This is a genomic window from Comamonas composti DSM 21721, assembly GCF_000429845.1.
GTDB classification, from domain to species: Bacteria; Pseudomonadota; Gammaproteobacteria; order Burkholderiales; family Burkholderiaceae_C; genus Comamonas; species Comamonas composti.
This window is the reverse complement of the sequence record NZ_AUCQ01000003.1, coordinates 274,970-287,499: the sequence shown is the minus strand read 5'-3', so window position 1 is coordinate 287,499 and position 12,530 is coordinate 274,970. Positions and strand designations below refer to the sequence as shown.

Annotated in this window: 9 protein-coding genes; 4 read left to right on the top strand and 5 right to left on the bottom strand. The window is 63.6% G+C overall.

Going from position 1 to position 12,530, the window contains the following annotated elements; genetic code table 11:
* Positions 1-174: 174 nt before the first annotated feature.
* Complete coding sequence (locus tag G486_RS0104620) at positions 175-1,356, top strand: ABC transporter substrate-binding protein (protein ID WP_034386691.1); 1,182 nt, start codon at positions 175-177, stop codon at positions 1,354-1,356.
* Between the two features lie 136 nt (positions 1,357-1,492).
* On the top strand, positions 1,493-3,388 hold the full coding sequence (locus G486_RS0104615; RefSeq protein ID WP_027014476.1) for an ABC transporter permease: 1,896 nt from the start codon (positions 1,493-1,495) through the stop codon (positions 3,386-3,388).
* A gap of 155 nt (positions 3,389-3,543) precedes the next feature.
* On the opposite strand, the gene G486_RS0104610 is transcribed toward G486_RS0104615, so the two are convergent.
* Together G486_RS0104610 and G486_RS0104605 are read right to left on the bottom strand one after the other, a co-directional pair.
* Complete coding sequence (locus G486_RS0104610; RefSeq protein ID WP_027014475.1) at positions 3,544-4,158, bottom strand: glutathione S-transferase family protein; 615 nt, start codon at positions 4,156-4,158, stop codon at positions 3,544-3,546.
* 61 nt (positions 4,159-4,219) lie between these two features.
* Positions 4,220-5,404, bottom strand: coding sequence for a YbfB/YjiJ family MFS transporter (locus G486_RS0104605; RefSeq protein WP_027014474.1), 1,185 nt, complete (start codon positions 5,402-5,404; stop codon positions 4,220-4,222).
* Between the two features lie 130 nt (positions 5,405-5,534).
* On the opposite strand from G486_RS0104605, the gene G486_RS21550 reads away from it, so the two are divergent.
* Positions 5,535-6,461 (top strand): LysR family transcriptional regulator, encoded by a 927-nt coding sequence (locus G486_RS21550; RefSeq protein ID WP_051303129.1) that lies wholly within the window; start codon positions 5,535-5,537, stop codon positions 6,459-6,461.
* A 110-nt stretch (positions 6,462-6,571) separates the two neighbouring features.
* A complete protein-coding gene (locus G486_RS0104595; protein WP_027014473.1) occupies positions 6,572-8,401 on the top strand; it encodes a DUF3413 domain-containing protein in 1,830 nt (609 codons plus the stop codon).
* Between the two features lie 20 nt (positions 8,402-8,421).
* On the opposite strand, the gene G486_RS0104590 is transcribed toward G486_RS0104595, so the two are convergent.
* The 3 genes from G486_RS0104590 to G486_RS21545 form a co-directional block, all read right to left on the bottom strand.
* The gene (locus G486_RS0104590) at positions 8,422-10,011 is read right to left on the bottom strand and encodes a YifB family Mg chelatase-like AAA ATPase (protein ID WP_027014472.1); all 1,590 of its coding nucleotides are present in this window, start codon (positions 10,009-10,011) and stop codon (positions 8,422-8,424) included.
* Positions 10,012-10,613: 602 nt separating this feature from the next.
* Entirely contained in the window at positions 10,614-11,510 is an 897-nt protein-coding gene (locus G486_RS0104575) for a LysR family transcriptional regulator (protein WP_342667321.1), read from the bottom strand.
* 22 nt (positions 11,511-11,532) lie between these two features.
* Positions 11,533-12,429: a YihY/virulence factor BrkB family protein gene (locus tag G486_RS21545; protein WP_051303127.1), complete on the bottom strand. Its 897-nt coding sequence runs from the start codon at positions 12,427-12,429 to the stop codon at positions 11,533-11,535.
* Between the last annotated feature and the right edge of the window lie 101 nt (positions 12,430-12,530).

Here is a 12,530-nt window from a genome sequence, read left to right as displayed (position 1 = left end):
GGGCACGGGCCTTGCTGCTCCGTGGCTAGCCGAGGCCGGACAGGGCGAGGCCCGTATTGTCCGGCAAATAGTCGTCAAAGGGTAAAGTGCGCGCATTTGTCTTGAGATGGATTAGCAATAAGGAGAATGATGATGGGATTGCGATATCTGCACTGGAGCCTGCGCCTGGCCTCGATGTCGGCCGTCGTGGCAGCGGCGCCGGCCTGGGCTCAGGGCGTGATCAAGATCGGCGAGATCAACAGCTACAAGGCTCAGCCGGCCTTTCTCGAGCCCTATAAAAAGGGCATGGAACTGGCCGTGGAGCAGGTCAATGCTTCGGGCGGTATCGCTGGTAAAAAACTGCAGCTTGTGGTGCGTGATGACAACGGCAATCCTGGCGATGCCGTGCGTGCGGCCGAGGAGCTCTACACGCGCGAGAAGATCGACGTGCTCACGGGCAGCTTTCTGTCCCATGTGGGTCTGGCGCTCACGGACTACGCCCAGCAGAAGAAGCGCTTCTTCCTGGCCTCCGAGCCCCTGACCGACAAGATCGTCTGGCAGCAGGGCAACCGCTACACCTTCCGCCTGCGCGCTTCCACCTACATGCAGGTGGCCATGCTGGTGCCCGAAGCCGTCAAGCTCCAGAAAAAGCGCTGGGCCATCGTCTATCCGAACTACGAATACGGCCAGTCGGCCGTGGCCACGTTCAAGAAGCTCATGAAGGAGCAGCAGCCCGACATCGAGTTCGTGGCCGAGCAAGCCCCTCCTCTGGGAAAGGTTGATGCAGGCTCCGTGGTCCAGGCCCTGCAGGACGCCAAGCCCGATGCGATCTTCAATGTGCTGTTCGCGGCCGACCTCGGCAAGTTCGTGCGCGAAGGCAATACGCGCGGCCTGTTCAAGCAGCGCGCCGTCGTGGGCCTGCTCACGGCCGAGCCCGAATACCTGGACCCGCTCAAGAAGGAGGCTCCCCTGGGCTGGACCGTGACCGGCTATCCCTGGTACTCGATCGCCACGCCCGAGCACAAGCGCTTTCTGGCGGCCTACCAGCAGCGCTTCAAGGACTATCCGCGCCTGGGCACCATCGTCGGCTACAACGCCATCCAGTCCCTGGCCGCAGGCTTGCGCAAGACGAATGGCAGCGCCGATACGGAGCAGCTGATCGCGGCCTTCAAGGGGCTGGAGGTGGATACGCCATTCGGGCGCATCCACTATCGCACCCAGGATCAGCAATCGACCATGGGTGCCTACATAGGCAAAACCGCCTACGACGAGAAGCTGGGGCGCGGCGTGCTCGTCGACTACCACTATGCCGACGGCAAGAACTTTCAGCCCGGCGACGACGAAGTGAAAAAGCTGCGTCCCGCCTCGGCCCAGTAACCATCAGCCCTGCCCCCTGTGCTTCCTGGCAGCCGGCCCCGAGCCGGCTCGCCCACCGTCCCCCTGCCATGAAGACTCTGTTCATGCATGCCGCCGTTGCCGCAGCCCCGTCCCGCACCTTCCCGAAGGAGCGGCCATGAGCGGCTCCGGCCTCGTGGTGCAGTTGCTCAACGGCCTGGCCAGCGCATCCTCGCTGTTTCTGGTGTCCGTGGGCCTGTCGCTGATCTTCGGCGTGACGCGCACCATCAACTTCGCCCACGGCTCGTTCTACATGCTGGGGGCCTTCATCGCCTACTCCAGCGTGGAGCAACTCGCACCCGTACTGGGCTTTTGGCCGGCCCTGCTGCTTGCGCCCCTGGCCTGCGGCCTGCTGGGCGCGCTCACCGAGATCGCGCTGCTGCGCCGCATCTACCGCTCGCCCGAGCTGTTCCAGCTGCTGGCCACGTTTGCGCTGGTGCTGGTCATCAAGGATGCGGCCTTGTGGCTCTGGGGCCCTGAGGAGTTGTTCGGTCCACGCGCCACGGGCTTTGAAGGCTCGGTCAGCGTGCTCGGGCGCCAGTTCCCGAGCTACGACCTGCTGCTCATCGCCATCGGACCTCTGGTGCTGCTGGGACTGCACCTGCTGCTCACCCGCACACGCTGGGGCACGCTGGTGCGCGCGGCCACCCAGGACCGCGAAATGGTGGGTGCGCTCGGCGTCAACCAGGCCTGGCTGTTCACGGCCGTGTTCGCGCTGGGCACGCTGCTGGCCGGCCTGGGCGGAGCCCTGCAACTGCCGCGCGAGCCCGCAAACCTCGAAATGGACATGCTCAGCATCGGCGCTGCCTTTGTGGTCGTGGTCGTGGGCGGCATGGGGTCGATCCCCGGCGCCTTTGTTGCAGCCCTGCTGGTGGCCGAGCTCAAGGCTGTCTGCATCTGGCTGGGCGTGCAGGAGATCGGCGGCATGGAAATTTCGTTTTCCAAGCTGACACTGATCGTGGAGTTCCTGATCATGGCCGTGGTCCTGGTCTGGCGCCCGTGGGGGCTTCTGGGACGGGCCCAGAGCCGCACCGCCGGCCAGACCGAGCCGCCCCTGGTTCCTGCGGGAACGCTCGCGCGCGCCGCCTGGCTGGCCCTGCTGTTGGGCCTGGGCCTGCTGCCCCTGGCCGCAGGCGAGAGCTATGTCCTGGTACTGCTCACCGACATCTTCATCGCCGCGCTGTTTGCTGCCAGCCTGCACTTCATCGTCGGCCCCGCAGGCATGCACTCGTTCGGCCATGCAGCCTACTTCGGCCTGGGCGCCTACGGCGCTGCCCTCGGGGTGCGCCTGCTCGGCTGGCCGATGGAGGCTGCGCTCGTCGCCGCCCCCTTGCTGGCCGCCGCCGCCGCTCTGGTCTATGGCTGGTTCTGCGTGCGCCTGTCGGGGGTTTATCTGACCATGCTGACCCTGGCCTTTGCGCAGATCACCTGGGCCATCGTCTTCCAGTGGGACGACTTCACGGGCGGCAGCAATGGCCTGACCGGCATCTGGCCCTCGGACTGGGCGGCCCGGAGCGGGCATTTCTACTGGCTGAGCCTGGGGCTTTGCGCAGCCGGCATCTACACGCTGCGGCGCCTGCTGTTCTCGCCCTTCGGCCAGGCGCTGCGCGCGGTGCGCGACTCGCCCCTGCGCGCCCAGGCCATAGGGCTGAGCCCTGCCCAGGTGCAATGGACAGGCTTTGTGATCGCTGGCCTTTTCGCAGGTCTGGCCGGCGGCCTGTTTGCCTTCTCCAAGGGCGGTATCTCGCCCGACGGCCTGTCCGTGACCAGATCCGTGGATGCCCTGGTCATGGTGCTGCTGGGCGGCGTGCAGACCCTGGCCGGCCCCGTGACCGGTGCAGCGGTCTTCACCTGGCTGCACGACAGCGTGGCACGCCACACCGATTACTGGCGTGCCCTCATGGGCGGCATCATGCTGGTGCTGGTTCTGCTTTTTCCCCAGGGAATTTCGGGGTTTGCACAGACCCTGCAGGCTCGTCTCGCCCTCAAAAGGAAAGCCGCCCTCATGCCATGACGCGTGGGGCCACAGGCCGGGCGCCCTGCCTCAGATGCTGCGCTTGATCTCAGCGTGCATCGATGCTCAGGAGTTCAAGTCTTTTTGGCATGCAGCCCAATACCATCAGGCGCTTGCAGCTATTAAAAGTATAGTGCTCAAGCACAGCCGCCGGCTCAGGCAAATGCCGTAGCGACGAGGCTGGGCCGCTGGCGCATGGCCTGCAGCCAGGCTTCCAGCCCAGGATAGGCACCTGCAGGCAGCAGCTCGGGCAGGCGAAAGCCCACATATTCCAGGGCCACGGCCACGGTGATCTGATCCAGCCGCAACGCGGCCTGACCGGCTTCGGGCACGCGCCAGGCTACGGCCTTTTGCTCCAGCAGCCTCAGGGCCCGGTCCATGGCCGCCAGCCGGCGCTGACCCATCAGGCCCTGGTCGGCGGCGCGGCCTTCGTGCTTGCGCGCAATCGTGGTCCCGAAGGCCGCCTCCATGAGGCCATAGCCAAGGCTGGTCTCGGCGAGCACGGCTGCAGCCTCGCTCGCAGGCACCAGGCTGGGCGCGGCGTCGAGGGCGTCCAGGTACTGGGCAATCAGCAAAGACTCGGCAATGGCCTGGCCGTCCTCGGTCACGAGCACCGGGATTCTGGCCTGGGGGTGAACGGCCAGCAGCTCAGCGGCATTCGCCCAGGGATCGCACCAGACCAGCTCCAGCGAGGCCTGCAGATTTTTTTCCAGGGCGGCCACGCGGACCAGGCGGGCAAAAGGAGAGGTGGCGTTGAGAAAAAGTTTCATAGTCATCAGGAATGTACAAAGGACTCAGAGCGTGTTCACGATCTCAGGCCGAGCGCGTCTGCTAGCGCGTGCGGCGGCTGAATAAAACCATGAGGCTGCCGGCCAGCAGGCTGGCCGTGCCATAGACGAACAACTGCCGGTAGCTGCCGCTGCCCGCATAGCTCCAGGCCATGAAGTAGCCCGAGACGGCCTGCAGCAGGGCAAAGGCCGCTGTCGCATAGCCCCACATCCTCTTGTGCTGCAGCGGGCCTATGAGCTGCATCAGATAGCCCGACGTAATGGCTGCTATGCCCGGAGAAAGGGCGCCGACCAGAAAGGACGACAGGCCATGGGCGGCAAACCCCGCCCAGAACAGCGGCATGGCGACGGCCGTGGTTTTGAGCACATAGGCTCCCGCCGTCGTTCCCCACCAGCCAAAGCGTGTGGCGCAAAAGGCCACGGCCAGGGGCCCGCAGATCGCCCCCAGGCCGAACAGCGCCCACTGGGTCGAGGCATAGGCCGCCCCCAATTGCAGCTCACGCGCCAGGTAATCGACCCAGAACACGGTATGGGGCACAAAGCCAAAGGCATCGCTCGTATAGGCCAGCAGGACGAGGATTACGGGCAGGGTCCACAGGGTCTGTGGACTGCGCAAACTCCCCCCCGGGACCGGGGCCGCAGACCCGGCGGGATGGATCGTGGCCCGGGGAAGCTTGTGCGTCTGCCGCACACCGATGAAGGCCGCGCCCGCACAGGCAATCGCCAGTGCCCACCAGACCGCCCCCAGGCTTTGGCGGGCGAGCACGGGAATCATGGTTGCCGACAGCAGGGCGCCCGCGCCTATGCCGCAAAACATCAGCGGCCCCAGAGCCGGACGCCGCTCCAGCGGTGCGGCCGACATGGCCAGCGAAGGGCCGAGCACCATGAGAATCGCACCGCCGATGCCGGAGACACAGCGCCAGAGAGAAAACCAGGCCATGGGCAAAGGCCAGGCACAGGCCGCAAAACTCAAGGCCACCGCAATCCAGCACCAGCACAGAACGCGTGCAGCGCCCAGGCGCTCGGCCAGGGGCGCTGCAGCCAGCGCGCCAATCAGATAGCCGAGCAGGTTGGCTGCGCCCAGATAGGCCACCTGCTCGCCGCCAAACCAGCCGGCCAGCACCATCTGCGGCATCAGGGCCGTATAGGCAAAACGGGCCAGGCCCACGCCGCTGAGCGTGGCCATGAAGCCGGTCAGCAGCAGCGGATATTCATTGCGTTGGATCACGTAAGACCTTGCGGAAGAGTCGGCGAATGCGGGGCAGACTACGTCATGTAACACATCATGTCTAACGATTTATAAAGATGGTTGCAATCATCTTTGGTGATTCATACCGCCATTCCTCACAAAGCCCGCCATGCAACTCAGATCCCTGCGCATTTTCGAGGCCGTATGCGAGAGCCGCAGCTTTGGCGCTGCCGCTCAGTCGTTGCACACCGTGCAGTCCAACGTAACGGCCCACATCAAGAAGCTGGAAGACGAAATAGGCAGCTTGCTGCTTGAGCGCACCAGCCCCGTCTATCCGACTTCGGCCGGCCAGACGCTGCGCCACTACGCAAGACAGATGCTGCAGGCCCACGACCAGGCCCTGGCCCAGTTGCAGGCACCTCGTCTTGCGCCCGGCCAGGTCGTGGGCAAGCTGCGCATAGGCTCCATGGAGACCACGGCCGCACTGCGCCTTCCCTATCTGCTGACCCGGCTGCGCGCCCGGCAGCCCGGGCTGGACCTGGAGCTCAGCGCCCAGCCGACGGCCGTCCTGCTCGCCGAGCTCAGGGCGGGCAACATCGACTGCGCCTTCATCAACGGGACGGCACCCGACCCTCATCTGCGCTCCTGGAAGGTGTTCCGTGAGGAGCTGGTGCTGGTGAGCAGCCAGCCTTTGCCAGGCCTGCCCACGGCCGAGGAGTTCAGTGCCAGCGTCTTTCTGGCGTTCAAGCAGGGCTGCAGCTACCGCCAGCGCATAGAGCTGCTCATGGCCTCTCGGGGCGTATCCGCCGTACGCATCATGGAGCTGGGCATGCTGGACACCATTCTGGGCTGCGTGGCCGCTGGCATGGGCTATGCACTGCTGTCACGCGCACTGGTCGAAGCCCAGCAGCAGCGCTTCGCCGTGCACTGCACAAGCCTCCCCCAGGACCTGGCCTGGGTCGACACCTGTTTTGTCGCCGGGTCGGCCCCGGGCTGGTCGCCTGCACTGCGCGCCTTTGCAGAGCTCCTGGATCTGCAGGGCCAGGCAACGACCGGGCCCGAAGATCAGCCGACCGGACCAGCGGCACAAAGCTGAAGGGCACGCACGGACACGGATGGCCCGGCACGAAGTCATCCCTTTATCAGGGATTGGCTACATTTTCGTGACAACATAAGACTGTTTACACAAGAAACATAAAACAGCTTATGTCGGATAACTATAAATATTCAAGCTACGGCCGCTTCATCATGGTGAACGCCGTAGTGGCCATGCTGCTCAGCTGCCGCTACTTCATGCTTTTGCCCGAGCTGCCTGGCGATGGCCCGGGCCGGGTCTTTCTGCTGCTGTCCACGTTTTCCCAGATGGCGCTGCTGTCCGCCGCCATGGGCTTGCTCCTCCTGCCCCTGCTCTGGCTTCCAGCCCGGGCACGCCGGTGGCTGATTTCCGCCGGGGCGGCTCTGGCCATTCTCTTGCTGCTCGTGGACACCGTTGTCTTTGCCCAGTACCGCTTTCATATCAATGCCGTGGTGCTGGAACTCATCATGGCCGGGCAGATCGTGAGCTTTCCCCTGAGCATGTGGCTGGCCGTCATCGGTGGGGCCTTGCTGGTCTGGTTACTGGAGTTTGGCCTGCTTCTGTGGCTGGAGTCCCGCGCCAGGCCCAGGGGCCTGAAGATAGGGCGCTGGTTTGCGCTGGGCGCGCTGGGGGCCTTCATCGCCACCAATGTGATGAATGTCTGGGCATCGGCCCATGTCTATCAGTCGATCACCCAGGTCAAGCGCTATCTGCCCCTGTTCTACCCGGCGACCGCAAACAGCATGATGCGCAAGAACGGCTGGATCAATGAGGAGGCTCTGGAAAGGCAAAAGCTGCTGACGCTCAACAAGCAGACCAGCGACTTGAGCTATCCCTTGGCTCCGCTGCAGAAAAAGGCGGTTGAAAAGCCCGTGAATATCGTGTTTCTCGTCATCGACTCCTGGCGAGCCGACACCTTCAATGCGGACAACACGCCCAGTCTCTGGCGCTTTGCCCAATCCGGCATGGTCTTCAACAAGCACATCTCCACGGGGAATGCGACCCGCATCGGCATTTTCGGCCTGTTCTACAGCCTGCCCGGCAACTACTGGCACAGCGTGATCGACAACAGCATCAGCCCCTTGTTCATGGACCGCTTGCAGGAGCTCGACTATCAGTTGGGAATTTTTGCATCGGCCCAGCTGAAAAAGCCCGAATTCCACCAGACGGTGTTCTCCAAGGTTGCAGATCTGCGCGAAAGGTCCAAGGGCGAGACCACGGTGGAACGGGACAGGGAAATCACGGCCGAGTGGCTGCAGTGGTTCCAAGCCCGCGACAGGCAGCGGCCCTCGTTTTCCTTTCTTTTCTACGACGCCCCCCATGGCTACGAATTCCCGCAGGACTACCCGCACCGCTACGAGCCCTTGCTGGAGGAAGCCAACTACCTGCAGCGCAACAAGAACACCGACCCCATCCCCTGGCTCAACCGCTACAAGACCAGCGTGCACTTCACGGACAGCCTGGCCAAACAGGTTCTGGACCAAATCAAGGCCTCAGGAGAGCTCGGGAACACCGTGGTCGTGATCACCGGCGACCACGGCGAAGAGATCAACGACAACGGCTTGAACTACTGGGGACACAACAGCAATTTCTCCGATGTGCAGGTCCAGGTGCCCTTCGTGCTCGCCGGCCCGGGCATTGCCCCGGGCTCGCCCTGGCAGGACAGTTTCAGCAGCCATGCGGACCTGGTCCCGACCCTGATGAAGAACTACCTGGGCGTGGAAAGCCCCTTGTCCGACTACTCCACCGGCGTCGATCTGCTGGGCTCGCCTGTGGACCGCGCCTGGCTGCTGGCCTCGGGCTATAGCCAATATGCAGTGCTGACCAAGAACGACATCGTCGAAGTGGGCTCCGTCGGCCAGTACCAGCATGTGGACAAGCACTACAGGCCGCTGACGACGGCGCCGGACTTCTCCAACATGCAGCAGGCGCTGGAGTTGATGCGGCGCTTCAGCAAGTAGAACCTGTCCGCGGCCCAAGTTCAGCGCTGCTGCAGCAACGCACGCCGGTATTGCATGGCTTCGGCCACATGCTCGGCACCGATATGCGAGCAGCCGGCCATATCGGCAATCGTGCGCGCCACCTTGAGTGCTCGGTGGGTGCTGCGAGCCGACCAGCCCAGGCGCGTGGCGGCCTTGTTCGCAAAGGCCAAGGCCTGGTCCTCGAGCAGCAAATGCCTGTCCAGGGCTTCGCCCTTCAGCAATTGGTTGGAGCAACCTTGGCGCTGCAGGGCCAGATCGCGCGCCAGCGCCACGCGCTCGCACACGCTGTGGCTCGATTCGCCTGCAGGCTGGGCCAGCAATTCCTCGGCCGGAAGGGCCGCTACCTCCACGTGCAGATCGATCCGGTCCAGCAACGGGCCGCTGATGCGAGCCTGGTAGCGCGCCACCTGGTCGGGAGAGCAGCGACAGCTGCGCTGGGTCGAGCCCGCATAGCCACAAGGGCATGGATTCATGGCCGCAACCAGCTGAAACCTCGCGGGGAATTCACAGCTTTGCGTGGCGCGCGCTATGGTGATGCGGCCGCTCTCCAGCGGCTCGCGCAGAGCCTCCAGCGCACTGCGCGCAAATTCAGGCAGCTCATCAAGAAACAGCACGCCGTTGTGCGCCTGGGAAATCTCCCCGGGCCTCGGCGGCGAACCACCTCCGACCAAGGCCACTGAGCTGGCCGTATGGTGGGGGCCTGCCGTAGGCCGCTGGCGCCAGCGTTCCAGGGCAAAGCGCTGATTCAGGCTCGCGATGGCCGCGCTTTCGAGCGCCTCTTCGTCGCTCATGGGAGGCAGCAGGCCCGCAAAGCGCTGAGCCAGCATGGACTTGCCCGACCCAGGAGGGCCGACGAGCAGCAGCCCATGGCCGCCAGCTGCAGCGATCTCCAAAGCCCTCTTGGCCTGGGCCTGGCCACGCACATCGCGCAAATCCTCGGTCTGCCGCGCTGCAGGGGCGGGCTGTACATGCACCGTATGCCAGCCGCTACCCAAGCAGGCCGCATCCGCCGCGGGCTCTGTGGCGGCCAGGGCATCGGCCGGCTCCGCAGCGGTGTCGAGGCCCTCGGCCCTGGCCATGAATTCACGCGCCACATCCAGCAGGTGATGGGCACAGAACACCTGGGCCGAGGGCACAAGAGCTGCCTCCTGGGCGCTACCAGGTGGCAAGACCAGGCGCACCACATGTTTCTGACGATGCAGGGCCAGCGCCGTGGCCAACGCTCCGCGCACCGGCCTGAGAGCACCCGATAAAGACAGCTCGCCAGCGAACTCGTAACCCGCCAGTGCATGGGCCTGGATTTGTCCGCTGGCTGCAAGAATGCCCAACGCAATCGGCAGATCGAAGCGCCCCGAATCCTTGGGCAGATCGGCCGGAGCAAGGTTGACGGTGATGCGCTTGTTGCTGGGGAATTCCAGGCCCGAGTTCTGCAAGGCCGAGCGCACGCGCTCACGCGCTTCCTTGACTTCCACCTCAGCCAGACCTACGAGGGTAAACGAGGGCAGGCCGTTGGCCAGATGGACTTCCACCGTGACTTGCGGCGCATCAAGCCCGAGCAGAGCACGACTTTGAACCAAGGCCAGACTCATGAGCACCTCACGACAAGCAGGGTGCAGCACAGTATGCGCGACAACGCAGCCACTGTCCCGGCCTCGCTCCCGGACTGCTGCGTTTTCGCCATACCCGTGCACCAAGCTCGCCACGATGCGGTGCCTAGCAACTGGCCCGTCTCGGCCATCTCCTTCAGTACGTCCTGTGGCAAGGCCCGAGAGCAGATGTGTCCCAAACGTTTGAACTCTTTTTTATCTGGCAGTGCTTAAAAAAAGAGGCGCACCGCCCCCGCAGTGCGCCTCAAAGGGCTGCGCACGCTCAGCCCGAAACCAGAGCGCCCAGAATCAAAAAGCGTTGAAAACCGCCTCCAGCCCAGGACGCCAAAACACAATCCCAATGCATGGTGATTGGCCTCTGCAAAAAGCTGTGCAAGAAAATGGTGGTCTTGTTTCAGAGCAGCAACTTCTCACTCAAACTTTGTCGATGCGCAAAGCTTAAGGTCACAAATGCTTGCCCCATGCCTTGAGATTCCGCAGAGCGGAATTCACCCGAAATTGAAAGGGCTTAGAGCGTGTTCACGATCTCTACGCTGGCGCGCCGCGAGGAGATCGTAAACACGCTCTTAGGGTCAATCGGCAAATCAGCCATCCCCCTGGGCTTGCCAGGATTGGGTGGTTCGCTCGGTCAGGAAATCCAGAAAATGGCGCACGCGCACCGGCATGTATTTGCGTGTGGGATAGGTCGCATACAGCGTGAAGCGCTCCGTGGACCACCCTGGCAACACCTGACGCAACAGGCCTTGGTGCATATAGCGCGCCACCAGCTCCAGGGGCTGTATGCAAATGCCTGCGCCATCGAGCGCGGCGCGCAACAAGATGCCCGCATGGTTGGCGGTCATCAAGGGCTTGATCCTGACCTCGGCCTCGGATCCATCGGTGTGCTGCATGCGCAGCACATCGGCCCTGTCCCTGGACCTGTGCCTTATCAGGCATTGATGCTGCTCCAGATCCGCAGGCAGCCTGGGCTCGCCATTGCGTGCAAGATACCCGGGGGAGGCGCAGACCAGGCCGCAGGTCGTGATCAAAGGACGCGCCACCACGCTGGCGTCGAAGATCTCCTTGCCCCCGAGCAAGGCAATATCGTATTCACCTGCGGCCGTGTCTTCGGCTATTCCCACGATCAGCTCTATGCTGACATGGGGATAGCGCTGATGGAATTCGGACAGCAGCGGGGCCAGCACATGCTCGGCAAAAACCGAGGGAGAAAAAAGGCGCACGATACCGGCCACCTCCTGGGTGTGGCTTTGGGCCAGATCGAAGGCCTGATCCACATCCGCGAGAATGACGCGCACACGCTCCAGATAGGCTTCACCGGCTTCGGTCAAGGTCACGCTGCGCGTGGTGCGCTGCAATAGCCGGGTACTCAGATGCCTTTCCAGATCGGCCACAAGCCGTGTGACCGTGGGCACGGACAGGTCCAGCTGACGCGCTGCCGCAGAAAAGCCGGCCTCGTCGGCCACGGCTTGAAATGCGCGCATGCTTTGCAATCTATCCATACGTCTATCGCTTGCACTGCGCGCGGTTGCTCAAGGCCTTGGCCATGGCAGCGGCAAGCAGCAAGATCGCAGACGAGAAATAAATCCACATCAGCAACACCACCAGGGAGCCTGCAGCTCCATAGGCGGAAACCACGGCCGCCGTGGACAGATACCAGGCCATGGCCTGCCGGCCCAGAGAAAACAGCAGGGCGCCGAAGGCACCGCCCCAGATCAGATGTCTCAGTGCCGGCTTGGGGCCGGTCCCCACACGCATCAGCCCGACAAAAAGCAGACTCACGATGGCGAACGAAGCGGCCTCGTTGATCAAACGAACCAGGGGCAGAAAAGGTTCCATCTGCAGCAAGGCCCCCGCCCAATGCGTGAGCAGCTGCAACGCGGTGGACATGAGCATGGAGACCATGAACAGGAAGCCCAGCACCAGCACATAGCTCAGGCCCCGCAGCCTGAGCACGGCCAGACGCCACCACGCAGCTTTGGGCGGCGTGGGCGTGCCATCCGAAATCCAGAGTTTCTCCAAGGAAGACTGCAGCTCGACGAACACGCCCGTGGCACCTGACATCAGCATGATCAAGCCGAAGATCGAAGCCAGCCGCCCTTCTGCCGGGCGCTGGGCGCTTTCCAGCGCACCACTCACGACCTGGGCACCACGCTCACCAATCACTGACTGGATCTGCTCTATGAGCGTGTGCTCCACATAGCTGCGGTCCACCCACCAGCCCAGCAGACCAACAATCAACAGCAGCAGCGGCGCCAGGCTCAGAATGCCGTAAAACGACATGGCCGCACTCATGCGCAGACCATCGGCCGCCAGCCACAGGCGCAAGGCATCAATCAGGGATTGCAAGGGGCTCAACAGTTGCCGAGCGCGCACGCCCCAGGAGGAAGTCGGAGAAAACATCCCCCTATTGTGCAGAGGCCCATCGACCTGACCTGTCAGTCTGGTTTGACAAGCCGAGCCCAGGCATTAAAAAAACCTTCTCCTGGCTCGCCCACGGGTAT